The 24,986-nt window shown below is 36.0% G+C and carries 21 protein-coding genes; 16 read left to right on the plus strand and 5 right to left on the minus strand.

Translation table 11 applies throughout. From position 1 onward, the window contains the following. Positions 1–4: 4 nt before the first annotated feature. The 11 genes from A1704_RS06825 (at position 5) to A1704_RS06870 (ending at position 15,234) form a co-directional block, all read left to right on the plus strand. Positions 5–3,475, plus strand: coding sequence for a DUF6443 domain-containing protein (locus tag A1704_RS06825; RefSeq protein ID WP_062671826.1), 3,471 nt, complete (start codon positions 5–7; stop codon positions 3,473–3,475). After that, entirely contained in the window at positions 3,475–3,903 is a 429-nt protein-coding gene (locus tag A1704_RS06830; protein ID WP_062671828.1) for a hypothetical protein, read from the plus strand. Before A1704_RS06825 ends, A1704_RS06830 begins: the two co-directional genes overlap by 1 nt. A gap of 294 nt (positions 3,904–4,197) precedes the next feature. Continuing rightward, positions 4,198–4,341 carry a bacteriocin-like protein gene (locus A1704_RS24405; protein ID WP_156121528.1) on the plus strand — a complete coding sequence of 48 codons (144 nt, stop codon included), beginning with the start codon at positions 4,198–4,200 and terminating at the stop codon, positions 4,339–4,341. A gap of 1,032 nt (positions 4,342–5,373) precedes the next feature. Continuing rightward, the gene (gene purB, locus A1704_RS06835; RefSeq protein ID WP_062671834.1) at positions 5,374–6,801 is read left to right on the plus strand and encodes an adenylosuccinate lyase; all 1,428 of its coding nucleotides are present in this window, start codon (positions 5,374–5,376) and stop codon (positions 6,799–6,801) included. Positions 6,802–6,852: 51 nt separating this feature from the next. Next, positions 6,853–7,824, plus strand: a complete 972-nt coding sequence (locus A1704_RS06840; RefSeq protein WP_238590586.1) for a WG repeat-containing protein — start codon at positions 6,853–6,855, stop codon at positions 7,822–7,824. 200 nt (positions 7,825–8,024) lie between these two features. After that, complete coding sequence (locus A1704_RS06845) at positions 8,025–9,056, plus strand: PDDEXK nuclease domain-containing protein (protein ID WP_062671838.1); 1,032 nt, start codon at positions 8,025–8,027, stop codon at positions 9,054–9,056. Positions 9,057–9,082: 26 nt separating this feature from the next. Continuing rightward, positions 9,083–12,778: a phosphoribosylformylglycinamidine synthase gene (locus A1704_RS06850; protein WP_062671839.1), complete on the plus strand. Its 3,696-nt coding sequence runs from the start codon at positions 9,083–9,085 to the stop codon at positions 12,776–12,778. After that, entirely contained in the window at positions 12,759–13,172 is a 414-nt protein-coding gene (locus A1704_RS06855) for a hypothetical protein (protein ID WP_062671903.1), read from the plus strand. The genes A1704_RS06850 and A1704_RS06855 overlap by 20 nt, the downstream gene beginning before the upstream one ends. Before the next feature lie 432 nt (positions 13,173–13,604). Continuing rightward, a complete protein-coding gene (locus A1704_RS06860) occupies positions 13,605–14,234 on the plus strand; it encodes an SGNH/GDSL hydrolase family protein (protein ID WP_082798730.1) in 630 nt (209 codons plus the stop codon). Next, positions 14,234–14,566: a gamma-glutamylcyclotransferase family protein gene (locus A1704_RS06865; protein WP_062671840.1), complete on the plus strand. Its 333-nt coding sequence runs from the start codon at positions 14,234–14,236 to the stop codon at positions 14,564–14,566. The genes A1704_RS06860 and A1704_RS06865 overlap by 1 nt, the downstream gene beginning before the upstream one ends. Before the next feature lie 209 nt (positions 14,567–14,775). Then, positions 14,776–15,234, plus strand: a complete 459-nt coding sequence (locus tag A1704_RS06870) for a GyrI-like domain-containing protein (protein ID WP_062671841.1) — start codon at positions 14,776–14,778, stop codon at positions 15,232–15,234. Between the two features lie 133 nt (positions 15,235–15,367). Here the strand turns inward: A1704_RS06870 and A1704_RS06875 are convergent, their stop codons facing one another. Beyond that, positions 15,368–15,724, minus strand: coding sequence for a diacylglycerol kinase family protein (locus A1704_RS06875; protein WP_062671842.1), 357 nt, complete (start codon positions 15,722–15,724; stop codon positions 15,368–15,370). A gap of 183 nt (positions 15,725–15,907) precedes the next feature. Here A1704_RS06875 and dnaN point away from each other — a divergent pair, with 183 nt between their 5' ends. From dnaN to A1704_RS06900, 5 genes are all read left to right on the plus strand, one after another. After that, a complete protein-coding gene (gene dnaN / locus A1704_RS06880; protein WP_034699704.1) occupies positions 15,908–17,038 on the plus strand; it encodes a DNA polymerase III subunit beta in 1,131 nt (376 codons plus the stop codon). Positions 17,039–17,388: 350 nt separating this feature from the next. Further along, positions 17,389–18,219, plus strand: a complete 831-nt coding sequence (locus A1704_RS06885) for an AraC family transcriptional regulator (RefSeq protein WP_062671849.1) — start codon at positions 17,389–17,391, stop codon at positions 18,217–18,219. A gap of 63 nt (positions 18,220–18,282) precedes the next feature. Then, complete coding sequence (locus tag A1704_RS06890; protein WP_062671851.1) at positions 18,283–18,900, plus strand: DUF417 family protein; 618 nt, start codon at positions 18,283–18,285, stop codon at positions 18,898–18,900. Between the two features lie 205 nt (positions 18,901–19,105). Further along, on the plus strand, positions 19,106–21,508 hold the full coding sequence (gene pheT / locus A1704_RS06895; RefSeq protein ID WP_062671853.1) for a phenylalanine--tRNA ligase subunit beta: 2,403 nt from the start codon (positions 19,106–19,108) through the stop codon (positions 21,506–21,508). Between the two features lie 485 nt (positions 21,509–21,993). Beyond that, positions 21,994–22,404, plus strand: coding sequence for an META domain-containing protein (locus tag A1704_RS06900; protein ID WP_062671854.1), 411 nt, complete (start codon positions 21,994–21,996; stop codon positions 22,402–22,404). A gap of 48 nt (positions 22,405–22,452) precedes the next feature. Here A1704_RS06900 and A1704_RS06905 read toward each other — a convergent pair whose 3' ends face one another. The 4 genes from A1704_RS06905 to bla-A are packed head-to-tail and all read right to left on the minus strand — an operon-like array spanning position 22,453 to position 24,965. Then, positions 22,453–22,692: a hypothetical protein gene (locus A1704_RS06905; RefSeq protein ID WP_002977986.1), complete on the minus strand. Its 240-nt coding sequence runs from the start codon at positions 22,690–22,692 to the stop codon at positions 22,453–22,455. A 45-nt stretch (positions 22,693–22,737) separates the two neighbouring features. After that, positions 22,738–23,634 carry a 3-hydroxybutyryl-CoA dehydrogenase gene (locus tag A1704_RS06910; protein WP_170872097.1) on the minus strand — a complete coding sequence of 299 codons (897 nt, stop codon included), beginning with the start codon at positions 23,632–23,634 and terminating at the stop codon, positions 22,738–22,740. A gap of 10 nt (positions 23,635–23,644) precedes the next feature. Continuing rightward, complete coding sequence (locus tag A1704_RS06915) at positions 23,645–24,055, minus strand: hypothetical protein (RefSeq protein ID WP_062671860.1); 411 nt, start codon at positions 24,053–24,055, stop codon at positions 23,645–23,647. Positions 24,056–24,086: 31 nt separating this feature from the next. After that, positions 24,087–24,965, minus strand: a complete 879-nt coding sequence (gene bla-A / locus A1704_RS06920; RefSeq protein WP_062671862.1) for a CGA/CIA family class A beta-lactamase — start codon at positions 24,963–24,965, stop codon at positions 24,087–24,089. Positions 24,966–24,986 lie beyond the last annotated feature (21 nt).

Below are 24,986 nucleotides of genomic sequence, written 5' to 3' on the forward strand. Positions count from 1 at the left end.
AATCATGAAAAAACTTATAATTCCTGTAGGGGTTCTTATGATGGGAACTGCCCAGGGGCAGCTTACCAATACGGAAAATTATGTCTACTCCAAGACGTATTTGTCAGATCCTGCACTTGCTAATGTTAAAACCTCTGAAACGGTTCAGTATTTTGACGGACTCGGAAGACCCAAGCAAATCGTTAATGTAAAAGCCTCACCTTTAGGTCATGATGTTGTGACCCATATCGAATATGATCCGTTTGGAAGACAGGTGAAAGATTATCTTCCTGTTCCCCAGCTTTCTACAGCCAACGGAAGTTACTATTCAGGTCCTTTGGGGGTTTATCCAACAACCTATGGCAATGAAAAGATCTATTCAGAGAAGATTCTTGAAAACTCACCTTTAGACCGTATTTTAAGCCAGAAACAAGTTGGAAACGCTTGGGATAATAAGCCTGTACAATTTGGATATGATGCAAATGCCGATGGTGAGGTTAAAAAATATACCGCCACTTTTAACTATACCACTTTTACTTCCCAACTCACTTTATCCGGTTCCTACGGAGTAGGACAGTTATATAAAAATACAGTTACCGATGAAGATGGCAACCAAAGTATTGAGTTCAAAAACGGACAGGGTCAGGTGGTATTGGTCAGAAAAGTAATCAGTGCTACAGAAAGTGCCAATACCTATTATGTTTATAATGATTATAATCAGCTGGCATATGTAATTCCTCCCAAAGCCTCCGTAGAAGCAGATCCGAATACCGTATTGAATGATTTATGTTATCAATATAAATATGACGGGAGAAATCGTCTGGTAGAAAAGAAACTGCCTGGTAAAGGCTGGGAATATATGGTGTATAACGCAGCTGATCAGCTTATACTGACTCAGGATACCGAGCTTAAAGGAAAAGGACAATGGCTCTTTACCAAATATGACCAGTTTGGAAGAACCATTTACACCGGAATTACCAATAATACTGCCAGCAGGGTATCAATGCAAAACAGTGCCAACGTCAATACCGTTTTATATGAAACCAGAACTGCTGCGGCGGGATTTACCTTAAACGGTATGGTGGTATACTATACGAAGCTTTCCACTCCTTCGAATGTTAGCCAGGTGTTAAGTGTTAATTATTATGACACCTATCCTCCAGGTTCTTCTGCAGTTACCAATGTATTTGCCCAGCCTCTTCTTACGGACAATCCGGCTAATGCACAAACGACTAAAGGACTCCTTACCGCTTCCTATATCAAAAATATAGAAGATGATAAATGGACCAGGAACTTTATCTGGTATGATACCAAAGGAAGAAACATCGGTTCAAGAAGCAACAACCATTTAGGAGGCTATACTGTGGTAAACAATAAGTTTGATTATACCGGGGTTATCCTTCAGACCAATACCTATCATAAAAGACTTGCTGCAGATCCTGAAAAGACCATTGTAGAAAAATTCACCTATGATCCCCAGAACAGGCTTCTGACCCACACTCATCAGGTAGACAGCAATCCCGTTGAATACCTTGCCCAGAATAAGTATAATGAAATTTCCCAGCTGGAATCCAAGAAAGTAGGAGGAACAGCTGCATCTCCATTACAGACCATTGCTTATCAATACAATATCCGGGGCTGGATGACTAAGGTTAATGATCCGGCAAACCTCAATGGAAAATTATTTGGATATGAAATGAAGTATAACAATCCTGTGTATACCAATACGTCAACAGGAAGGTTTAATGGAAATATTGCTGAGATTGATTGGAATATTTCCAGTAATGAAGGGCTGAAAAGATACAATTATCAGTATGATTCTTTAAACAGGATGCTGAAAGGAGTGTATTCCGAACCTAATTCTTCTGTAGCCCAGAATAATTATTTTAACGAAGAGCTGAGTTATGATCTCAATGGAAATATTAAAACCTTAAAAAGATTTTCATTGCCTGTTTCCGGGGGAACTATCGCGGAGAAGATTGATGATCTTGTCTATAATTATCAGAATGGGGACAAAAGTAATACACTGGATAAAATTACTCTTCCTTCAGGGGTTATTAACAACCGTTCAGGATACAATGCTTTGCAGGGAACCATGGCCTATAATCTTAATGGAAATATGACAGATCATCCTGATAAAAAAATGAAGATCAGTTATAATTACCTGAATTTGCCTAGTTATATTTCAGTTAACGAAGGGTTGATAGGTATTTCCAACACCAGCTACACCTACAGGGCAGATGGCATGAAAGTATCTAAATCATACAGTATGAATGGTTCCATAGAAACCAATTATCTAGACGGTTTCCAGTATGATAACAGACATGCCTATGATACTTCAGCCTCTCTTTACACCATTCCGGTATTAAAATTTGTACCGACTTCCGAAGGGTATTATGATTTTACGGAAAATAAGTATATTTACAATTACACGGATCATTTAGGAAATGTAAGAGTGAGCTATAAGAATAATGGTACTGCACTTGAGGTTATTGATGCCAACAACTATTATCCTTTTGGATTAAAACACCAGGAGGGGCTTATTGTGCCTGCTCCTTTTGGAGGAGTTCCTTATAATTACAAGTATAACGGAGAGGAACTACAGGAAAGTGGTATGTATGATTATGGAGCTAGATTCTATATGCCGGATATTGGGAGATGGGGAGTTGTTGACCCGTTGGCTGAAAAAATGACAAAACATAGCCCTTATAATTATGCTTTTAGTAATCCTATTAATTTTATTGACCCAGATGGAAGAGAAGGTTTAGGCTGGGGATTGAAAAATGGGGTATGGCATTTTGTAGAAGGAATGCAAAAAGGAGATGATACGTACAAAAATGGAGGCTATACAAATTTTGCTTCAGACGGTTCAACAATTGAGAGCGGAAGTATTAATGGAGGTCCCTTTGCAGCTGTATATTTAGGATATTCAGCCAGCGATGTTGCTTACAGTGAAAATAATTTCACAAATTGGAATTATCGTCATGGAAATGAATATGATACACGAAATGAAGCTTATCTAGCATGGCAATCAAACCCTAATTATTATGTTGGAGAGGATTTTTGGAGTAGAACATTTAGAACAATGGGATTTGCTTTTAGGGAAGCTAAATTAGATATGGCAGAAGGTCTCACATTTGCTAATGAGGCTAGAGCTGCTAAATTTGCCTTGTCTTCAAAAATTGCAGCAGAAGCAAGTGAACAAGGATTTAAAAGTATTAATAAGGGAATTAATCCTGAAATTGTAGCTAAATATTTACAACAGATGGAAACTAATTCTTTTACTGAATTTCGAGGAGTGGCAGGATATAAACACGAAGGGATTCTGTATTTTAACGAAGGAAATCATAAAATGAATGCAGCTATTCAGTATAAAATAAAAACAGGTGATTATAAATATATGGATTTACTTATGAAATATTCTAAATTTGATGAAGCAAATCCCTTACAATATCATCAAAGAGTATATAAATTTCCTGTAAAACCATCAAAATAATGCATAAAATATCCTTAATAACTCTAAAAGAAATACAAACTCTAGAAAATAAAAATGATTATATTTTTGTTAATTTTGCTTATCCACATTCTTTGAAAATAGGTTACTTTTATGATGAAATAAAAAAAAGTGAAAGACATAAATTAATTAAGCTTTTTAATCAATTAACAGGTGTTGAAATTAGAGTAGATGATACTTTGGGCAAATTGCACATAATTTTACTTCAGCTATTATTAAATGGAAAGCAAGATAATATTGTTATTAGTACTATCGGTTTCCATATTATATCATTCGAATTTTTAATAAATAATTTTACAAAAATCTTCAATAATTTAAATGGTCTTGCAAATAAGAATATAATTATTGTAGAATGCAATATTAACAATCAAGAAGACATTGAATATCTTGAAAAGTATTTTAGTGAATAATATTAAAAGCTGCCTATTTAGATTACCCCATTACCGCACGATTGTATCGTGTGGCAGATAACAAAGAAGAGGCTATCTCATTTTTGAGAAAGTCTCTTTTTATCTTCATCGTTTAAAGAACTTATATTGCATATATAATGGCATTAATTTAATGTCAATAAATAATCTTTTGTTGTAATTTGAATAAAATAATATGTTATGTTTTCATATCTGAAAAACATGTATATTGGATCTACCAAATTAAAGCGTAATCCGAAAAGCATATAGAGTAGGAGAAAATCAAAAAATATTACTATGAAAAACTTAAGAAAACTTTCAAAAAGAGAATTGAAAACTGTTCAGGGAGGTATCCCAATGTGTCTTGCAGGATACTTCTGGTGCTCACTGGAAAGAAAATGTATCCCTGTTGGGTCACCATGCGGACTTATTATCGATTAATTAATTAAAAATAGTAAAACAGGCTGTCCCGGAAATGGGATAGCTTTTTTTATGTGCTCTCACCAATCGACTTAGGAATCAGGAGCGTAAAGAAAATTTCAATGTAATCCGTTAAAAAATTTTCACTGTCTGAGCATGGGACTTGTTCAGAACCGAAGCAGAATCGAATGATCCATGCGAGTTTGGAAATTTTAGGAGTACATTCCAATTTTTAGCGGATGATTCCCGTCTTGAACTTTTGCATACTTTTGTTTCAAGACAAAAGTATAAGTATAAATTATGAATGAAAATCATAATAAATATTTCACAGGGTATTTGTTTTAGTTCTTTTTTAATCTGTGTATTTGATGGTATTAGCCAGCAGTCATTTAAAAAGTAGTATATTACTCATTAATGTCCGACTTAGGAATCAGGAGCGTTAAGAAAATTTGAATGTAATCCGTTAAAAAATTTCCACTGTCTGAGCATGGGACTTGTTCAGAACCGAAGCAGAACCGAATGATCCATGCGAGTTTGGAAATTTTAGGAGTACATTCCAATTTTTAGCGGATGATTCCCGTCTTGAACTTTTGCATACTTTTGTTTCAAGACAAAAGTATAGATGAAAATCATATTAAATATTTCCCAAGTTATTGTTTTACTTCTTTTTTGTATATGTCACTTATTTATTCATGGTATTAACCGCCAGTCATTTAAAAAGTAGTATGTACTAATGTATGACTTAGGAATCAGGAGCGTTAAGAAAATTTCAATGTAATCCGTTAAAAAATTTCCACTGTCTGAGCATGGGACTTGCTCGGAACCGAAGCGGAACCGGATGATCCATGCGAGTTTGGAAATTTTAGGAGTACATTCCAATTTTTAGCGGATGATTCCCGTCTTGAACTTTTGTATACTTTTGTTTGACTACTTCGAATCTTCGATTTCAAGGCAAAAGTATAAGTAAAAATAATGAATGAAAATCATCCAAACTGGATTTTCAACTCTCACTGAAAAACCGTATTTTTGTACATCTAAAAAGTAAAAGAACGAATGAATTCCTACAAAAATCCATTGGAAGAGCGCTACTCCAGTGAAGAAATGTTATTTAACTTCTCACACAATAACAAATTCCAGAATTGGAGAAAGCTTTGGATAGCTCTTGCTGAAATCGAAAAAGACCTTGGACTTGAAATTACAGACGAGCAGATCGCTGAGTTAAAAGCTAATGCTGAAAACATCGATTATGAGAAAGCAGCAGAGTATGAAAAAAAATTCCGTCATGATGTAATGGCTCACGTTCACGCTTATGGGGATGTGGCGCCTTCAGCAAAAGGAATTATCCACCTGGGAGCTACTTCGGCTTTTGTAGGAGACAATACAGACTTAATCCAAATCCGTGACGGACTTTTAATCTTAAAGAAAAAGTTGGTTAACGTAATGAAGAACTTAGCAGACTTTGCTATTCAGTATAAAGATCTTCCAACTTTAGGGTTTACACACTTCCAGCCGGCTCAGCTGACAACAGTTGGAAAAAGAGCTACACTTTGGTTACAGAGTTTGGTTCTTGACATCGAAGAACTGGATTTCTTCCTTGAAACCCTTCGTTTCAGAGGAGTAAAAGGAACTACAGGAACTGCTGCAAGTTTCCTTGAATTGTTCAACGGAGACTATTCCAAAGTAAAACACCTAGATAAAGAACTTTCAAAAAGATTCGGCTTCGATAAAGTTTTCGGAGTTTCCGGACAGACTTACGATAGAAAAATTGATGCTAAAGTGGTTGCTTTATTAGGCAATATTGCACAATCTGCACATAAATTCACAAACGATTTACGTTTACTTCAAAACCTTAAGGAAATTGAAGAACCATTCGAGAAAAACCAGATCGGTTCATCGGCAATGGCGTACAAGCGTAACCCAATGAGAAGCGAAAGAATCGGAGCATTGGCAAAATATGTAATGTCTCTGACAACAAGTTCTGCAATGGTAGCTTCTACACAATGGTTTGAAAGAACATTGGATGACTCTGCGAATAAGAGATTAACCATTCCTCAGGCGTTTTTAGCCGTGGATGCTATTCTTTTGATCTGGAACAATATTCTGAACGGAATCGTTGTTTATCCAAACAGAATCAACAAGCACATTATGGAAGAGCTTCCTTTCATGGCGACAGAATATATCATCATGGAAGAAGTAAAAGCAGGTGGTGACCGTCAGGAAATCCACGAGGTGATCAGAGTTCACTCTATGGAAGCTTCCAAGAAAGTGAAAGAGGAAGGAAAAGAAAACGACCTTATCGAAAGAATCCTGAATGATAACTCTTTAAAACTAGACAAATCAAAACTGAAAGAAGTTTTAGATCCTAAAAACTTTATCGGGTTCGCGCCGATCCAGACGGAAGAATTCGTCAAGAACGAGGTACAGCCGATTATAGACCAAAACAAAGACTTAATAGGATTGGAAGCTGATCTTAAAGTATAAAACAATATGCAGTCTTTTGGGCTGCATATTTTATTTCCCACTCCAGGTAATATGAAAAAACTACTATTAACCATTCTTTTAACACCAATCCTTTCTTTTTCTCAGACTAAAGAAGATTTACATTATTTTAAATCCAAAGATTCATTAGTAGGAGTAAAAGATAAAGCAGGAAAAATAATTGTTCCTGCACAGTTCAAAGTCTTTTCATTCCTAAAAGATGGAGATCCTGTAGAAGGAGAAACCATTCTTTTTGATGGAAGCAAAGAAGGCGAAAAACCGGAGAAAAATGCATGGGGCTATGTGTATGACAGAAATGGGAAATTCCTGTATCAGCCTTTCCTTTATGACAATGGAGCAGATTATTTCTCTGAAGGACTGAGAAGATTGGTTAAAAATGGTAAAGTAGGATTTGCAGACCGAAACGGAAAGATCATTATTGAAGCTGAGCATGATTTTGCATCCCCCTTTAATTATGGATATGCTGCATTTTGTGATGGTTGCGACTGGGAAAAAACAAATGACGAGCACAGATCCATTGTAGGCGGAAAATGGGGTGTGATGAATGTCAAAGGAGAAACTGTTCAGCCAGTTGCAAAACAGTCTGGAAATGATGTTGAAATAGACGGAAAATACTACCCAAATCCGTTTCAGTACAATGAAAAGGAGAAGAATATCCTTCAGTTCTTTGAAAAACAGAAGAAAAAGCTTTCAGATCTTTATTATGTGAACTTTTATAATAAACTGTCTGAAAAAGAAAAGAATCTGTTTTTTGAAATTGTGGAAAGACCAAAAGAAAACTTTCCGTATTATCAGGTGAATACCTATAATCACAAGAAGAAAGATTTGGATATGCTTTACCGTTTCAAATTCCTGGTTTCAGAAGATGGTAAAACATTTTATGCCATTGAGGATTTTAATGAAAAGAAAGTTCCTTTTGAAAACTGGCTGAAAGAAGAAATAAAAAATGCAGAAGACTTTCAGAAAGAACATAAGGATAATCCGAATAAATTTATCAATAAATAATATAAAATTGGAAATTCGGCAGTTCAAATTTGAAGAACATATGACTTATTCCTTTAAATTTGTACAGAATAATGATTGGGGAGAAAATCTCTTTCAAAAATTTCCAATATAGATGGGTTTAAAGAAAAAAACTTTAACTCAGAAAAAGTAAAAAAGAAAAATAAATCTAATATTAAAAATCTGACATCTAATTTTTAATAATGTTACAGAATCAAAATCATCAACAATTAATGGCCGATCTTAAGGAGCTGGTAGACAAGACAAGAAGTCAGGTCGCTGCTCAGGTAAACTCGGCAATGGTGGTTTTGTACTGGGAAATAGGAAAAAGAATAAATGAAGATGTTTTAGATAATAAGAGAGCAGAGTATGGTAAAGAAGTTATTGTACAAATCTCTCAACAACTTACGTTAGAATTTGGAAATTCATTTTCTGAAAAAAATATCCGAAAAATGATGCAGTTTGCGTCTGTTTTTAGTGATTTTAATATTGTCGCATCAGCGATGCGACAATTATCATGGACTCACTTTCTGCTTCTCATTCCTATTTCACAAGATACTAAAAGAAACTTTTATCTTGAAGTTTGTAAAATTGAAAATTGGAGTGTCAGAGTCTTAAGAGAGAAAATCAATTCTCTGCTTTTTGAACGAACAGCAATAAGCAAAAAGCCTGAGGAAATAATAGATAAAGAACTGAAAAAATGGTCTGAAAATAATATTTTAAACCCTGATTTGGTTTTTAAAGATCCCTATTTTCTTGATTTTTTGGAATTGAAAGATACATTTTCTGAAAAAGATTTAGAAGAAGCCATTATCGTGGAACTTCAAAAATTCATTTCTGAGTTGGGAAGTGATTTTGCATTTCTTTCAAGACAAAAAAGAATCACAATAGATAATAGAGACTACTACCTAGATTTGCTTTTCTATCATAGGAAACTAAAATCTTTAGTCGTTATCGAACTGAAATTAGGTGAATTTGAAGCCAGCCATAAAGGGCAGATGGAGCTTTATCTCTCATACCTTAATAAATATGAAAAAGTAGAAGGTGAAAACCCTCCCATTGGTTTAATCCTTTGTTCCGGGAAAAATTCCGAACATATAGAACTCATGAATCTGGAAGGGGATAATATAAAAGTAGCAGAATATTTACTTATCTTACCTTCAGAAAAAGTTTTGCTTGAAAAATTGCATCGTTCAATAGAGATAGCAAGAAATAAATTTGAAAATAAAAAATAAATCTAATATTAAAAATCTGACATCTAATGTCTAATAACAAAAGAATTTTCGTAGAAAAAAGAGGAATTTTCGATGTTGAAAGTCCAAAAATTTTTGATGAAGTAAAAGCGGTTGTCCCGGCAGTTCAAAGTGTGAAAGTATACAATGTATATGATATTTTCAATCTGAACGACGGAGAATTTGAAAAAGTGGTAAACAACACTTTCGTAGACCCTGTTACTGATATTTTACATACAGAAAACCCTGCAAAGGCTATTCATTTCGGGATGGAATTTTTGCCGGGACAGTATGATCAGAGAGCAGATTCTGCACAGCAGTGTATCGCTTTGCTGACTGAAAATGAAAAATCAAAAGTAAGAAGTGGTAAGCTGATCGAATTTGAAGGAGTTTCTGAAGCGGATTTGGTTAAAATCAAAGACCTTTTGATCAACAAAGTGGAATCTCAGGAAAAGGACTTATCTATTCTGGATATTCCTGCAGAGGAAACCCCATCAAAAGTAATCATCCACGAAAACTTCATCAATTTCAATGATGCAGAACTTGAGAACTTCTATAACAGCCACGGTTTTGCATTAGGATTGGATGACCTGAAATTCATTCAGGAATACTTCAAAACTGAAGAAAGAAATCCTACGGAAACAGAATTAAAAGTATTAGACACCTATTGGAGTGACCACTGTCGTCACACGACATTCGAAACAGAATTGTCAGATATTCAGTTTGAAGGTCAGTTCAAACACACATTGGAAACTATTTTCAATGATTATATCGAGAAAAGAAAATTCTTAGGCCGTGAGCTGAAGCCAATTTCCTTAATGGACCTGGCAACAGTATGCGGTAAATATTTCCATAAAACAGGGAATCTTGATAACCTTGTTATTTCTGATGAGATCAATGCATGTACCATTCAGATCGAAGCAGAATATGACGGTAAAAAAGAACCTTGGTATTTATTATTCAAAAACGAAACGCACAATCACCCTACGGAAATTGAACCTTTCGGTGGAGCATCTACTTGTTTAGGAGGGGCAATCAGAGATCCATTATCCGGAAGATCTTTCGTTTTCCAGGCGATGAGATTAACGGGAGCTGCAGACGTTTTGGAATCTGTTGACAAAACTTTACCAGGGAAACTCCCTCAGAAAACCATTACCAAACAGGCTGCCAACGGATATTCATCTTATGGTAACCAGATCGGTCTTGCCACTACTATGGTTTCTGAAATCTATGACGAAGGCTATAAAGCTAAAAGAATGGAAGTTGGTTTCGTAACCGGAGCCGTTCCTGTAGATTGGGTAAGACGTGAGAAGCCTGAAAACGGTGATTCAATCATTATCTTAGGAGGAGCAACAGGCCGTGACGGAGTAGGAGGAGCAAGCGGAAGTTCGAAAGAGCAGGACGAGACTTCTATCCACACGATGAGTTCTGAAGTTCAGAAAGGAAATGCTGTAGAAGAGCGTAAAATTCAGAGATTATTCAGAAATCCTGAGGTAACAAAGCTGATCAAAAAATCAAACGACTTCGGAGCAGGAGGAGTTTCTGTGGCAATTGGTGAAATTGCAGACTCTTTAGAAGTAAACCTTGATGTATTACCATTAAAATATGAAGGATTAAACGGAACCGAGCTGGCTATTTCCGAATCTCAGGAAAGAATGGCAGTGGTAGTTGATCCTCAGGATAAAGAAAAATTCATTAAATTCTGTGAAGCAGAAAACATTGTTGCGGTAGAAGTAGCAAAAGTAACAGATTCCGGAAGAATGCAGATGTTCTGGAAAGGAGATAAAATTGTAGATCTTTCAAGAGCTTTCTTAGATACCAACGGATGTTCAAAATCTCAGGAAGTGAAGATCACTCATCTTGAAGAAGTAAAAGAAGAAACAAAAGCTTTCACAGCAGAAAACTTCCTGAACATCTTAAAAGATAAAAACGTAGCTTCCCAAAAAGGACTATTGGAAATGTTCGACTCTTCAATTGGAGCCACTACAGTAGCAATGCCTTTAGGTGGAAAATACCAGCAGACCCTGATGGAAGGAAGTGTGCAGACACTGCCGATCTTAGGAGCAAAAGATATAAAAACCGTTTCTCTGGCAAGCTGGGGATTCGATGCTGAAATCTCAAAACAAAACTCCCTGTTAGGATCATCTTACGCCGTAGTAGAGAGTGTAGCGAAGATTGTAGCGATGGGAGGCGATTATAAAAACATCCGACTAAGCTTCCAGGAATATTTTGAAAAATTGGGACAGAACCCTGAAAAATGGGGTAAACCTTTGGCTTCACTTTTAGGAGCTTACGATGCACAAATCAATTTAGGTCTTGCGGCGATCGGAGGAAAAGATTCCATGAGCGGAACGTATCAGGATCTGAATGTTCCGCCAACCCTGATTTCTTTTGCATGTGCTAACGGAGACAAAGAAAATATCATTTCTCCTGAATTGAAAAACGCAGGAAACAAATTATATTTCTTCAATCATATTGCTCAGGAAAACGGACTTCCAAACTATAATGCTTTAAAAGAAGTTTTTGAATTCATTTTTGAAAACATCAAAGCAGGAAAAATTGTTTCTGTGAAAACAGTAAAAGAAGGAGGTTTGGCAGTAGCTTTAGCAAAAATGAGCTTCGGTAACAGATTAGGAGCTGAAATCAATGCTGATGAAGCTGTTTTATTAGCTAAAAATATCGGTAGCTTAATCATTGAAGCTAAAGAAGAATTAAGCTCAGCAGCTCTTCAATTGATCGGAGAAGTAAAAGACTCAGGTGCTGTAAAAATCAATGGTATTGAATCAAACATCACAGATCTTGTAGCTGCTAATACCAATACTTTCGAGAACCTTTTCCCGACAGTAGAAAAAGAAAAGATTACGGTTGAAATTGATGAAAAATCAAACTCAATCCATCCAAGAAATATCATCATCAAAAAACACGGAATCGCACAGCCTAAAGTTTTTGCTCCGGTATTCCCGGGAACCAACTGTGAGTATGACACGCTGAATGCATTCCAGAAAGAAGGCGCTGTAGTAAGCAGTTTACCTTTAATCAATATCAATCACCAGTTATTGGATGAAAGCATTGATGCATGGGTAGAAGAGATCAGAACATCTCAGATTCTGGCATTCTCAGGAGGTTTCTCTGCGGGTGATGAACCGGATGGTTCTGCAAAATTTATCGTTAACGTTCTGAAAAACGAAAAAATGAAAAATGCAGTACACGAATTATTAGACAGAGATGGAATGATTATCGGGATCTGTAACGGATTCCAGGCATTGGTGAAATCAGGATTGTTACCTTACGGAAGAATCAAAGATCTGGATGAAAACTCTCCAACATTAGCTCATAATGCTATCAGAAGACATATCTCTCAGATGGTTACTGTAAAAGTAGTGAATGACGAAAGCCCTTGGTTAAAAGGAATGAAAGGACAAACTTTCACTATTCCGATTTCCCACGGAGAAGGACGTTTCATGGCTTCAGAAGAAGAGATTAAGAAATTGTATGAAAACGGGCAGATTGCAACTCAGTACATTGATCTTGATGGAAACATTGCCCACGGAATGCCATTCAACCCTAATAATTCATTATTCGGAATTGAAGGAATTACCAGCCCATGTGGAAAGATCTATGGAAGAATGGGCCATCCGGAGCGTTTTGCAGACGGTCTCATGAAGAATATACCAACCGCGAATTATCACAACATATTCAAAAACGGTGTTGAATACTTCAAATAATAATACAAGAAAAATGATCGTCATCCATGGCGGTCATTTTTCGTCTTTAGGAGGTTTCTACGAAGAAGCTTCCAACGTTCTCATGAAGGATACAGATTGGAAAGTAGGAACACTAGATGGCTTTGATGATATTCTCTACGGAGGTTTCGGAGTGATTGAAGGCAAAGAAAAAATTGAAATCATCTGGAAAGAAGCAGAAAAGTCAAAAGAAGACTTAGGCTTTAAGGCTACCCGTGAATTCTATGAAAACAAGATCAGGCAGGGAAAACCCTTCAACACAGAGCTCATTCAGCAGAAATTAAATGAATTGACTGAAGGGAAAGGGCAGACGCTTTTTGAAATACTGGTGGAAATTATAGAATCACATACGAATATTACGCTGACATTAGAATGATGTAATGAGTAATAAGTAATTTTGTTATATCAGCTTCATCCAATCAACTTGTTGATTCATTCTTTGCTTCCTTGGATAAACATACTCACAATAAAACCTTTGCGTCAAAAATTTAACTATTAAGAATAAAGATTGTAAGAAAAGTTAAGATTCATCGCCGATGAATAGAAAATTCTGCTTCATAATAGCTTTAGCTGTTGCCTTAATAATTCTTTATTCCTTCAAAAATCTTAATGGTTCAAATAAGTTTATTCAACCAGGGTACAAATTGGTCTATAGCTAAGTGAAACGCCCTTGCGAACGAAAACATAAAAAGTTAAACCATGAGCGTCTTTTGCGTTAAAAATCACACAAAATTGAGGAGAATTATTTCCCTTAAACGATTTTTTCTTAATACTTTTACTTCAACAAAACAGGAAACAATAAAGTTCAATGAAGAAAATTATGTACGGGCTGTTCTTCGGTGACAGCATTACCTACGGAGAATATGACGGAGTTTTTGGCGGCTGGGTAGATATTCTGAAAAGATATGCCCTGCAGAAATTTCATGAAGGAAATGGAGATGAACTGATCCTGTTCAATCTCGGAATAGGAGGAGAAACCACAGAAGGATTGCTCAAAAGAATTCCTCATGAATTGGCTGCAAGAAATTCTGCTGATGGAAATATCGTTTTTCTAAGCTATGGAGCCAATGATCTTGCGGTAAAAGATGGAGTACAGATTGTAGATCCTGAAAAATTTAAAACCAATATCAAAGAAGCTGTCGCACATGCCAGGCAGTTTTCCAATACCATTTATCTTGTAAGCATTCTTCCTTTCTCTCAAAAAATAGATGGAGTAGTAGTCAGCTCCGGGAAGAAAAGAATCAATGAAGATGTGGTTGTTTACAATCAAATTTTGAAAAATATTGCAGCAGAAGACTCATTGGGATATATAGATTTTTATTCTGCTTTCCTGGATGATAAAGAAATTCTGCTTTCTGCAGACGGTGTGCATCCTAATGAAAAAGGCTATGGAATGATGGCCGAAATCGCAATTCCAATCATTGAAAAGTATCTGTAATGCCTAATTTATTTTCTTATGGAACCCTGCAGAAAGAGCAGGTACAGCTTGAAACTTTTGGAAGAATTTTACAAGGTGAAAAAGATATCTTATCAGGCTATAAATTAAGTATGCTTGAAATTACAGATCCTGAAGTACTTCGGAAAAGCGGTCAGAAATACCATCCTGTACTTGAATTTTCGGGGAATGATAATGACCAGGTAGAAGGAGTACTTTTTAAGGTGACAGAAGAAGAAATTCTTCAGGCAGATGAATACGAAGTGGATGATTACAAAAGAATCGAAACCGTTTTTAAATCTGGAAAAGAAGGGTTTATCTATGTCGGGAAATAGTCATTGCAAGCAACGTGAAGTAATCTCACTATCTCCTATGAAATTCCAACAGTCTCTTTGTCATTCCGGGCAAAGCAAGGAATCTAAGCTTGAGTGTTCTCTCGCAGATTTCGCTAATATTAAATTGGCTTCAGCCCAAACTTAAAAAAACTCCTGACATACCCTTGTCACAACCTGTTTTTATCTTTGTGCTAACAAAAAATCAATAAATGAATAACGTAAAAATAGAACCTTTTAAGGTGATCGGGATCTCTGTAAGAACAACCAATGAAAATGGACAGGCAGGAAAAGATATTCCGGTATTATGGGAGAAAATGATCAGCGAGAATATTGTCAATTCAATTCCAAATAAAATAGACAATACCATTTATTCCATCTATACAGATTACGAAAAAGACCATACAAAACCTTATACAACGGTTCTCGGATGTAAAGTCGAAAACCTTGATAACATCCCGGAAGGAATGGTTGGCTATTCTTTTGATGGTGGAGAATATCTGAAATTTGTCCCAAAAGGAGACCTTTCAAAAGGGTTGGTTATCAACGAATGGTTAAAAATCTGGGAAATGGGTTTGAACAGAACATTTACCGCCGATTTTGAAGTGTATGGAGAAAAAGCACAAAATCCTTCAGATGCCGAAGTAGATATTTTCATCGCTGTAAAATAACAAAAAGTGAAAAAACTTGCCTTCACAACCTTTGAACTGAAGACGTGATATTCCCCTCCTTCGGAGGGGTGTCAAAAATTCAAAGAATTTTTGACGGGGTGGTCAAACAATATTTGTCAACAATTCCCCAATTTTAACTAAAAACATATTTCCCATACACCAAGACTCCGACAATCACAGATGCAATGGCTGTCAGCAATACAGCTCCGGCAGCAATGTCCTTAATAAAGCCAATTCTTTTGTCGAAATCAGGTTGAATGATATCACAGATCTTTTCAATAGCGGTATTAAAAATTTCAGCACTTAAAACAGCGAATGAGGCAATAAGAACCAAAGCGGTGTCTGTGCTGCTCAGGTTGAAATAAAAAATAAGGAAGAGATTGACAAAAAATGCGATGAGCTCAATCTGGAAATTCCTTTCCGTTTTTATCATCATCAAAACACCCCTGAAAGCATTGAGAAAACTTTTATGAATAGGAGGTTTTTCCATAATTCTGAACTTTTCAGACAAAGATAGCCTTTGTATTTTGATAAAAAATGATTCTTCGAAGAAATATATGCATAATGTCAAGGCTCAAAACAAATTAAGGATCTTTGTTAAAAACTCCTCCATATTATTCTTTTCTTTGTTGTATGTATTTATTATATTTGTAGAAACTTATTTTATAAATCTATGAAATTTATTATTTCAAGTGGTGAACTGCAGAAGGCTTTGCAAACTGTAAGTGGCGTAATATCAAGCTCTCAATCGAGACCGATTTTAGAAAACTATCTTTTTGAATTAGACGGAAATAATGTTACCATTACAGCATCTGACGGCGAGACAACTCTTGTTACTTCCCTGGAAGTAAAGTCTGATGATACAGGTAAATTTGCTGTTCCTGCTAAAATTTTTCAGGATTTTATCAAGACATATGGTGAACAGCCTCTGACATTTGTTGTAAAAGACAATGCCGAAGGTACCGGAAGCCAGCTTGAGATTTTAGATGAAAAAGATAATTTCGCAGTAGCATTAGACAATGCTGATGACTATCCTGAATTACCGGAATTCGACGCTTCCCAAAGTGTAACGATGCCGGCAGGAGTTTTGTCTGAAGCTTTGACAAACACACTATTTGCTACAAGTAACGACTCTCTTCGTCCGGTAATGACAGGAGTGCTTTTCCAGTTTGGAGAAAATGAAACCAATTTCGTTTCTACAGACTCCCACAGATTGGTGGTGTACAAAAGAGCAGACCTGATGAATGCCGAACCGATGGAGTTTATCATGCCTAAAAAGCCTCTTAACATTTTCAAAAATATCCTGGCAAGTTCCAATGAAGACGTAACCATCGACTTCAATGAGAATATGGCTAAATTTACTTTTGGTAAGCATATCTGGATCTGTAGACTGATTGATGGTAAATATCCAAACTATACAGCGGTAATTCCAAAAGAAAATCCAAATGTATTGACCATCAACAGAAACCTGTTGCTGGGAGCAATCAAAAGAGCGTCTATCATGTCTAACAAATCTACCAACCAGGTGAGATTCAAGCTTTCCGGAAATATTCTTCACCTTCATGCAGAAGATACTGAATATGCAAATAAAGCTGACATGCAGATTCCTTGCGACTACAACGGAGAAGATATCAATATCGGATTCAGCTCAAAATTCTTAACAGAAATGCTTACGATTTTAGGATCTGATGATATTACCATGAAAATGTCTCAGCCTAACAGGCCAGGAATCATTGAACCTCTTGATGGTCTTGAAGAAAATGAAAATATCTTAATGTTATCAATGCCGGTAATCGGATTGTAATATTGATTTAGTATACAAATAAAAAGCCGGAATTTTCCGGCTTTTTTTGTAGGGTCTAATCGACTTAGGAATCAGGAGCGTTAAGAAAATTTAAATGTAATCTGCCAAAAAATTTCCATTGTCTGAGCATGGGATATACTATTGAACCGAAGAAGAACCAGATGATCCATGCGAGTTTGGAAATTTTAGGAGTACATTCAAATTTTTAGCGGATGATTCCCGTCTTGAACTTTTGTATACTTTTGCTTCAAGGCAAAAGTATAATAAGAGAAAGGCGTATTCAAAAGAATATTAAATCAATAGTGTTATTTGTGAATCATTAGCGTCATTAGTGTTTAAATCAACTCATCATGGAAATAAAAATACAGTCTTCCCAAACCTCAGATTTTTCCGCAGAGTTCACAACTGAAAATTACAGCGTGTTTCTATGGAAAGGTTCCGGTGTTTTCTCAGTAGATGGTATTAATTATTCTTACAGCGGATACAATATTCTCTTTCTTTCTCCTTATCAAAAGGTGAAACTGGTTTCGGAATCTGATGAAAATATCCACGTGCTTTTCTTTCACGGAGATTATTACTGTATAGAATATCATAAAAAAGAAGTGGCTTGTAACGGACTTCTTTTCAATAATATTTATCTGAATCCGAGTGTTGAGCTTTCGGAAGAGAGTTATCATTATATTCTTGAGCTTTTTAATCATATCAAAAAAGAAGAAAGTGAAAAGCATCCGTTTTCTGAATCCATTATCAAGACCTATATTCAGCTCATTCTTGCTATCGGAAGCAAACAGAAAAGCAGTATTGAAAACAGCATAATTTCTAATGAAAAGCTTCCCAATAAAAATGCTGCAGAATTTCAGAAACTGCTGGAAACATATTTTAAAACAGAAAAAGAACTGTCATTTTACAGCGATAAACTGAACATTACCAATAGTACATTAAGCAAAGCGGTAAAAAAAGAATTTGCCAAAACACCCACACAGCTTATCAATGAGAGAATCATTCTTGAATCTAAGAAACTGCTTCATTTAACCTATCGGTCTGTCAAGGAAATTGCTTCAGAGTTAGGATTTGCCGATGAATTTTATTTCAGCAGGTACTTTAAAAAATCCGTTGGCTGCTCACCTAAAAATTACAGAGAAAAAGTAGGAATTTCTGTGGTGGCAAAAATGTCCATGTAATGTCCCGAAATGTCTATGTTGGCGCTCTGTGCATGTGAATACCTTTGGTGAAAAATAAATCACATGAAAAACAGCAGACTTTATCACCAATTATTACAATGGGATACGTACTTTTTCAATTTTCTTAGAATCTCAATTTTCATCGTTATGGCTTGGATTGGAGGCTTGAAAGCCTTTCATTATGAAGCTGATGGAATTGTTCCTTTCGTTGCCAACAGCCCTTTGATGAGTTTTTTCTACAAAAATGCAGACCATAAAGTTATTAAGGAAGATAAAAAACGGGTTGCAGAATACACTTTGTATAAAAATCCTGAAGGAAAAGTGGTTCAGAAAAATATTGACTGGCATCAGGAAAACGGAACATATGCCTTTTCCTACGGTTTAGGGACAATGATCGTTGTAATAGGAGTTATGGTATTACTGGGGATTTGGTTTCCTAAAATTGGAACAATTGGAGGTGCTTTAACATTTTTAATGTCATTGGTTACCCTGTCATTTCTGGTCACCACTCCTGAAGTATATGTACCGAATCTGGGGGGAGATTATGCAACTCCCCAGTATGGTTTTCCCTATCTGTCAGGAGCAGGACGTCTCGTATTGAAGGATATTATCATGATGGCCGGAGGGTTGGTATTATTTTCTGATAGCCTGAAGAAGCTGGTGAGACCATTGGACCAATAGTTTCATGAATCAGCAGCACAAAGATTAACGAAAATTTATTATCTTAAAATCGCTTCTAAATTTCTCTATTTCTCAAAAAAACACGACATTTGTAGCTCGAAAAATCATCCATGAAAATGGTGGGATTTCAAATAAAAGTTTCAAAATAGAGCAGATGAAACCATAGGACACATCTGACGAATTAAATAAGTAGATAGATTAACAAATGAAAATATCAAACAACTGGCTGAAGGACTTTGTAAAAACGGAATCAAAAACTGAAAGAATCGGTGAATTCCTTACAGATATAGGTCTTGAGGTTGAAGGGATAGATAAATTTGAAAGTGTAAGAGGCAGCCTGGAAGGAATTGTTGTAGGTAAAGTACTTACCTGCGAAAAACATCCTAATGCTGACAAACTGAAGAAGACAACAGTAGAGGTAGGAAACGGAAAAGTGTTGAACATTGTTTGCGGAGCTCCGAATGTTGAAGCAGGACAGACTGTTCCTGTAGCCGTTGTTGGAACAAAAATCTATGATAAAACAGGAAACTTTTTTGAAATTAAAGAAGCAAAAATCAGAGGAGAGGTTTCTCAGGGAATGATCTGTGCAGAAGACGAACTAGGCCTTAGCGAAGATCACGGAGGAATTATGGTGCTGGATGAAACAAAATATGAAGTAGGGAAAAACTTTGCAGACTATTTTGAGTTGACCAACGATGAGGTTTTTGAAATCGGATTGACACCGAACAGAACAGATGCTATGTCTCACTATGGTGTTGCCAGAGATTTACACGCTTATCTTTCTACGAACCAATTGAAGTCGCAATTTAATAAAGTTGCTTCTGAAGTTTTGAATAATGAAGGAACTCATGATTTCAAACTGGAAATTGAAGATGCAGAATTGTGTCCAAGATATATCGGTGCTGTGATTGAAGACGTAAAGGTAGCAGAATCACCGTCCTGGTTGAAAGACAGACTGAGAGCGATCGGATTAAGCCCGATCAATAACGTTGTAGATATTACCAACTATATTCTTCACGGATACGGACAGCCGCTTCACGCGTTTGATGCAGATAAAATTGCAGATAAAAAAGTGAAAGTAGGTGTAGTAAAACCGGGAACGAAATTCACGACTTTAGATGGTGTTGAAAGAACATTAAATGGTTCTGAAATCATGATCAAAGACGGTAAAGATAAGCCGATGTGTATTGCCGGAGTATTCGGTGGTGAAAACTCAGGAGTATCTGATACTACAAAAACAATATTCCTTGAAAGTGCTTACTTCAACCCGATTGCAGTGAGAAAAGGAGCAAAAGCGCATAGCTTGAATACAGATGCTTCTTTCAGATTTGAGAGAGGAGTAGACCCGAATCTTACCAGAACAGCCATCACTCACGCTATTAAAATGATTCAGGAAATTGCTGAAGGTAAATTGGTAGGTGACTTATTGGAAGAATATCCTAAGAAAATAGAGGACAATTACGTGATCCTTAGATTCTCTAAAATTGAGCAGATTTTAGGAACAAAAATCCACAGAGAAAAAGTAAAGGAAATCTTAAAAGCATTGGAAATTCAGGTTTTAAATGAAATTCCAAACGGTTTCGAAATCTCCGTTCCTGCGTACAGAGCAGATGTAACAAGAGAAATTGACGTGATTGAAGAGATTTTAAGAATCTATGGATACAATAAAATTGATGCTCCACAGAAGATTTCGTTTACTCCTGTTAAGCTAAGCGCTAACGATCAGGACGAACTGGAAAACAGCTGGGCAAGAACTTTACAAGGCCTTGGTTTCAATGAAGTAATGAACAACTCTTTAACTTCTGTAAAAGACGAAACAGATGCTGTAAAACTATTGAACCCTTTAAGCGGTGATCTGGCATTCATGAGAAAGTCTTTATTGGAAGGACTTCTTCAGAATACAGTATATAACATCAACAGAAAAAATCAGGATATCAAGTTCTTCGAATTAGGAAAAATTTATCACAAAAAAGATAAATACGAAGAAAGAAAACAACTGGCATTACTGGTTTCCGGAAGAGATGTTGCAGAAAACTGGCTTCAGCCAAAATCTGCGGTAAGCTTCTATAACCTTAAGGCGTATGTAAAAGTTTTATTGGAAAGATTGGCTGTAGATTACAAAGAAGTAGCTCTAACTGATGACAGATTCTCTGATGCATTGGTATATGAAGCGGATGGTAAAGCATTGGTAAGAATCGGAAAAGTAGCGCCTGCCTTATTGAAAGACTTTGATATTGATCAGGAATGTTTCTATGCAGAAATTGAACTGGAATTTGCTCAGGAGTTACGTTCTAAAAATGAATTGAAATTCAAAGATATTCCGAAGTTCAACAAAATCAGAAGAGACTTAGCTTTATTGATTGATAAAACGTTAAACTATCAGGATTTATATCAGACGGCTAAGAAGAACAAATCTCCATTCATTAAAAACATTAATCTGTTCGATGTGTATGAAGGTAAAAATCTTCCTGAAGGTAAGAAGTCTTATGCAATGAGCTTCGAATTGTTAAACGAAGAAAAAACACTGGAAGAAAAAGAGATTACAGAGGTAATGGATTCTCTGGTCAAAGCTTTCCAGAAAGAATTCAACGCTGAGTTGAGATCTTAATCATTGAAAATACATATTTCAACATAATAGAAACGGACTTGTTTAAGTCCGTTTTTTTGTTTTATTGCGTTGTTGTTAGGCTTGAGCTAAATTCCGTTCCTATTGAATCATATTAGTGATATTAGTGAAAAGATTAGTGTCATTAGTGTTAAAATAGAAATCGTATATAAAAAAAATTATCCACAGGCTTTATCATTTCTTGGAGTCTCAATATATTTTATAACCCAATTATAGTATAGATTCCTTGCTTTGCTCGGAATGACAAAGACACCGAAAAATTTTATCGGAGATAAAATCTTTGAGTCTTAAACCTACTGTATATTAAGAAATTTATGCCATTGCGTTTTCCAACTTATGACTGTATAATAAGATCTTTTGCTCTGAAAAATATTCAAAATATCAAATGTTAAAGAATAATAAAATTCACGGCAACCCGTTTAAATAATATAATTTCCGTAAATTTGGGTTAATTCAAAAAGAAAAAAATGAAAAATCTTTTTTTAAGTATATGTACAGCGGCAGTATTGGCTTCATGTGGATCCATGACAAGCCCGTCTGCATCTAAAGTAGGAAAAGCTCAGCCTGCTCTTGCCAGCACAAAATGGACACTGGCTGAAACGGTAAAAGGTAAAGTTCCGACATTGAATATTGAAGGAGAAAAGATCACTGGAAATGCAGGATGTAACAACTATTTCGGAACAGCTACAATAGATCCGTCTACAGGAAGTTTTGCAGCGGGACAGATGGGATCTACGAAAATGATGTGCAGCAACATCGGAGTAGAGCAGAACTTTATGGATATGATGGGAAAAGCTAACAAATATGTGGTTTCCGGAAATACTTTAGAATTGTACAAAGACAATCTTTTGCTATTGAAATTCACAAAATCAGAATAAAAAACAAAAGGAACTCAATTGAGTTCCTTTTTTATGTTTAGAGTGTTATTAATCTTCCTCTTCTTCGTCGTACTTAGCCAACTCTTCGTCGCACCATTTGAACGCTGCTTCTACTACTTTAGTAGCCTCGTCTGCCATCGTTTCTTCATCATCACCTTCAAGATCATCTAACCACTCAACTTCTTCTTCCTCAACGTTTAGGATAAATCTTGGATATTCTGTATGAACTACGAATAGATCCTCTGGAAATTCCGAATTATCTGCTAATAAAAACTTTGGTAATTTCATTTTTTTAATGTTTTAACTTTCTCAAAGATAAATAAAATTATTGATTTAAGATGACTTCAAAAACATTTTTGAAACTTTTTCAGCTTTTTTGCTTTCAGAATAATCGTAGAACCCTTCTCCTGATTTTACACCAAGTTTTCCGGCTGTCACCATATTCACAAGCAATGGGTTTGGAGCATACTTAGGATTTTTGAAACCGTCATACATTACGTTCAGAATGGCAAGGCATACATCAAGACCAATAAAGTCTGCCAACTGAAGCGGACCCATCGGATGAGCCATTCCCAGTTTCATTACCGTATCAATTTCTTCTACACCAGCCACTCCGTTATAAAGGGTTTCGATAGACTCATTGATCATTGGCATTAGAATTCTGTTGGCCACAAAACCTGGATAATCATTTACCTCTACAGGAACTTTACCCAAAGTTTTACTCATTTCATAAATGGCATCAAAAGTCTCTTTGGAAGTAGAGTATCCCTTGATAATTTCTACCAGTTTCATGATAGGAACCGGATTCATAAAGTGCATTCCGATTACTTTATCAGCTCTTTTGGTAGCCGCAGCAATTTTTGTGATAGAAATAGAAGAAGTATTAGTTGCAAGGATACAGTTGGCAGGAGCCAGTTCATCCATCTGACCAAAGATCTTTAATTTAAGATCCAGGTTTTCTGTAGCTGCCTCTACAATAAGATCTGCAGAACCTGCAGCATCATTCAATGCTGTAAAAGTAGTGATGTTACCTAAAGTTTCAGCTTTTTGCTCCTCTGTAAGGTTTCCTTTTGCAATGATTCTGTCAAGATTCGTAGTAATGGTTTTTAAACCTCTGTCCAAAGCTTCCTGGGATACATCTACAAGATTTACTTTAAAACCGCTTTGTGCGAAAGTATGTGCAATACCATTCCCCATGGTTCCCGCTCCGATAACTACAATGTTTTTAATCATTTTTCCTTTATTTTTTATAGATAGTTAAATTTTTTGCGTCTGTAAGATCCGATTGTGTGACAACAGCTGTAGAGTCAAAGGTAACATTCCCTACACTCTGGCTTTTTTTACTGTTATTCTGGTTGGAAACAGTAGCCGTTAAACCTCTTATCAATCGTTTTTTCTGATTCTTTGTAAGAAAGTCGGTGCCAACATACAATGTATATTCACCTTCTCTTCCCATGCCTTTTTGGATCAGGACTTCCAGGCTTTTGATCTGGCTTTTGTTCTTAAATTCTTTCAGAAAGCTCATCACAGGTTTATCAGAGGCAGGGCCACAGCATACACTTCCGTAGCTGATCTCTAAATAATTCTGATTCTTCTGAGCGTAAAAGAATGTGAAAGCAAACAGAGCCGTTGTTATTATTATTTTTTTCATGTTAAATCGCTTTAAAAATAAGCTTAAAATTTTACTTATTAAAATATTCCCAAACCTCCCTGGAAATATCTGAAATCATCCTGCAGTTGACTGCATCCGTTTCCGTTGAATTACTGACAAATACGGCTAATGCATAATGTTTTCCATTCGGTAAAGTAATGATTCCTATTTCATTTTCCGCACCTGTCAAACCTGCTTTATTTTTTCCGGAAGCTCCCGTTTTTCTTGCCACGGGAGTGTTTTTGGGAAGTTGTTCCACCATTTTATTCAATCCTGTGGAAGTAGACCATAGTACTTTCATCAGATAATCTGTAGATTTTTTGGAAAGTATTTTCCCGTCATAGAATTTTTTAAGGATATCGACTGCTGATTTTGTAGTACTGTAATTTTCATATTGAACATTCCAGTCTTTATGCATGTCTTCTTCGTTATATTTGATCTGAAAACCTTGTACCCCCTTGGAATCTATGAATTTTTGAACAGTCCGGGTTCCTCCCAATAACCTGAGAAGAATATCACAGCCGTTGTTATCACTTTTGGCAACCGTATATTCAATCACTTCACTTAACGGAACTTCTGCATTCTTCCCGGCATATTGATCACGAAGCGGCGACCATGTATTCTCGAGTAAATTTGACTGATCCAGTTTAATTTTCTGATCCAGATAAAGCTTTCCCTGGTCTATGGCATTCAGAACCGTTGCGGCAATGTGAAACTTGAATACACTTTGCATTGGCAGCTTTTTATCTGCGTTTTTATTGTATGTAAAACCATTTTCAAAACCTAGGACAGAAACGCCCACAGTAGCTTTTTTGTTCTTAAGGATTGAGTTTATTTTCTGTTCTAATAAAGAAGTCTGGGCAAAGGTAAATGCTGAAATCAGAAGAAAAAAGAATGCTGTTTTTTTCATAATATGATCATTAAAAAAGCC

Origin of the sequence: Chryseobacterium cucumeris, assembly GCF_001593385.1 — a bacterium.
Taxonomy (GTDB): Bacteria; Bacteroidota; Bacteroidia; order Flavobacteriales; family Weeksellaceae; genus Chryseobacterium; species Chryseobacterium cucumeris.

Excerpts from the sequence above, each read along its gene's own strand:
- A1704_RS06825 (WP_062671826.1), top strand. The coding sequence starts at position 5 with ATGAAAAAACTTATAATTCCTGTAGGGGTTCTTATGATGGGAACTGCC.
- A1704_RS06830 (WP_062671828.1), top strand. The coding sequence starts at position 3,475 with ATGCATAAAATATCCTTAATAACTCTAAAAGAAATACAAACTCTAGAA.
- A1704_RS24405 (WP_156121528.1), top strand. The coding sequence starts at position 4,198 with ATGAAAAACTTAAGAAAACTTTCAAAAAGAGAATTGAAAACTGTTCAG.
- purB (WP_062671834.1), top strand. The coding sequence starts at position 5,374 with ATGAATTCCTACAAAAATCCATTGGAAGAGCGCTACTCCAGTGAAGAA.
- A1704_RS06840 (WP_238590586.1), top strand. The coding sequence starts at position 6,853 with ATGAAAAAACTACTATTAACCATTCTTTTAACACCAATCCTTTCTTTT.
- A1704_RS06845 (WP_062671838.1), top strand. The coding sequence starts at position 8,025 with ATGTTACAGAATCAAAATCATCAACAATTAATGGCCGATCTTAAGGAG.
- A1704_RS06850 (WP_062671839.1), top strand. The coding sequence starts at position 9,083 with ATGTCTAATAACAAAAGAATTTTCGTAGAAAAAAGAGGAATTTTCGAT.
- A1704_RS06860 (WP_082798730.1), top strand. The coding sequence starts at position 13,605 with ATGAAGAAAATTATGTACGGGCTGTTCTTCGGTGACAGCATTACCTAC.
- A1704_RS06865 (WP_062671840.1), top strand. The coding sequence starts at position 14,234 with ATGCCTAATTTATTTTCTTATGGAACCCTGCAGAAAGAGCAGGTACAG.
- A1704_RS06870 (WP_062671841.1), top strand. The coding sequence starts at position 14,776 with ATGAATAACGTAAAAATAGAACCTTTTAAGGTGATCGGGATCTCTGTA.
- A1704_RS06875 (WP_062671842.1), bottom strand. The coding sequence starts at position 15,724 with ATGGAAAAACCTCCTATTCATAAAAGTTTTCTCAATGCTTTCAGGGGT.
- dnaN (WP_034699704.1), top strand. The coding sequence starts at position 15,908 with ATGAAATTTATTATTTCAAGTGGTGAACTGCAGAAGGCTTTGCAAACT.
- A1704_RS06885 (WP_062671849.1), top strand. The coding sequence starts at position 17,389 with ATGGAAATAAAAATACAGTCTTCCCAAACCTCAGATTTTTCCGCAGAG.
- A1704_RS06890 (WP_062671851.1), top strand. The coding sequence starts at position 18,283 with ATGAAAAACAGCAGACTTTATCACCAATTATTACAATGGGATACGTAC.
- pheT (WP_062671853.1), top strand. The coding sequence starts at position 19,106 with ATGAAAATATCAAACAACTGGCTGAAGGACTTTGTAAAAACGGAATCA.
- A1704_RS06900 (WP_062671854.1), top strand. The coding sequence starts at position 21,994 with ATGAAAAATCTTTTTTTAAGTATATGTACAGCGGCAGTATTGGCTTCA.
- A1704_RS06905 (WP_002977986.1), bottom strand. The coding sequence starts at position 22,692 with ATGAAATTACCAAAGTTTTTATTAGCAGATAATTCGGAATTTCCAGAG.
- A1704_RS06915 (WP_062671860.1), bottom strand. The coding sequence starts at position 24,055 with ATGAAAAAAATAATAATAACAACGGCTCTGTTTGCTTTCACATTCTTT.
- bla-A (WP_062671862.1), bottom strand. The coding sequence starts at position 24,965 with ATGAAAAAAACAGCATTCTTTTTTCTTCTGATTTCAGCATTTACCTTT.